At 47.2% G+C, this 847-nt stretch carries 2 protein-coding genes; both read right to left on the bottom strand.

Features of this window, described 5'->3' with window-relative positions; genetic code table 11:
• Window positions 1-355 (bottom strand): holo-ACP synthase (acpS, locus tag R7E78_RS25510; RefSeq protein WP_318058526.1); only part of this gene is annotated, 355 nt, incomplete at its 3' end.
• 13 nt (window positions 356-368) lie between these two features.
• On the bottom strand, window positions 369-847 hold a 479-nt coding region (locus R7E78_RS25505), incomplete at its 5' end, for a pyridoxine 5'-phosphate synthase (RefSeq protein ID WP_318058525.1).

The raw sequence follows: 847 nt of genomic DNA, 5'->3' as shown, positions 1-847 counted from the left end.
CCGCGTAGTGACGTTCATCAGAAATGGATAAGTGCACGTGATTAACGCCCATCGTCTGCGCCATTTTTTGAGCCACGCCAGACAGCATTAAAATTGGCTTACCCAACTCATCATTCGAGACGGTAAAAACATGGAAAGTCACGCCTTGAGCAATCCCCGTACCTAGCGCTTTCGATGCTGCCTCTTTAGCGGCAAAACGCTTAGCAAGATAACGCCCTTGCTGCTTAAGTTGCGAAAACTTTGCCATTTCATCCTCAGAGAGAATACGTCGAGCAAAAGGTTCACCACTGCGGCCTAGCGCTTTCTCTATACGCTCGATTTCAGCAATATCGGTTCCTAAACCTAAAATAGCCATTCGCAGAACCTAGTTATTTGCGTGCCGCGATCATCAGTGCTTTCATCTCTGCCACTGACTTTTCTAGGCCATCAAACACTGCACGTCCAATGATAGAGTGACCAATGTTCAACTCGTAAATTTCTGGTAGCGCAGCAATTGGTGCCACGTTGTGGTAAGTCAGACCGTGGCCAGCGTTCACAATAATACCAAGGTCATCAGCGTAGCTTGCACCCGCAGCAATCTTCTTCAATTCTGCTTGTTGCTCTTCTTCTGTTTCTGCATCAGCGTAATGACCAGTATGAAGCTCGATAAATGGTGCACCACACTGCTTCGCCGCTTCAATTTGCTGACGATCCGCATCAATAAACAGAGAAACTTTAATGCCCGCTTCCGTCAGCTTTTGCGTTGCCGCTTTTACTTTGTCAAGTTGACCAACCACATCTAAGCCGCCTTCAGTAGTGAGCTCTTCACGCTTTTCTGGTACGAGGCAAACAAACTCTGGCTTAGTTT

Source organism: Vibrio sp. YT-19(2023), from assembly GCF_033337395.1.
The sequence above is the reverse complement of the archived record's forward strand: the minus strand, read 5'-3'. Positions and strand labels throughout refer to the sequence as shown.